Source organism: Kitasatospora sp. SC0581 (assembly GCF_048159585.1).
In the GTDB taxonomy this organism is placed as follows: domain Bacteria; phylum Actinomycetota; class Actinomycetes; order Streptomycetales; family Streptomycetaceae; genus Kitasatospora.
The window spans coordinates 1-373 of record NZ_JBLRWA010000218.1; the positions used below are offsets into that span (position 1 = coordinate 1).

A 373-nucleotide genomic window follows, 5' to 3' on the forward strand; every position below is an offset into this window, starting at 1 on the left:
TCTCCTGCGGGGCACAGGGGGGAAGAGGTGCCGACCCCGGTGATCGCAGCCAGGTCGTTGTGGCCGTCTCCTGTGTAGTCGCCGACCGCGAGGAGCGAGGCCATGGAGCTCCAGCCACCGCCGATGAGCACGCGGGACCCGTAGGTGCCGGCCTTACCGGGGTAGAACCAGAGTTTGCCCGTGGCCGCCTCGCGCGCGATCAGGTCGGGGCGGCCGTCGTTGCTCATGTCCCCGACGCCGGTGAGGGCGTTCATCCCGTTCCAGCCGCCGTTGCCCAGGAGCTTGCGAGAGCCCAGGGTGCCGGCGGCCGTGCCCGGATAGAGCCAGAGCTTGCCCGGGGACTTCTCGACGGCGACCAGGTCAGAGCCGAGTC

1 protein-coding gene is annotated in these 373 nt (G+C 70.5%); it reads right to left on the reverse strand.

Features of this window, described 5'->3' with window-relative positions:
• On the reverse strand, positions 1–373 hold a 373-nt coding region (locus ACLWS4_RS37855), incomplete at both ends, for an FG-GAP repeat domain-containing protein (protein ID WP_416876552.1).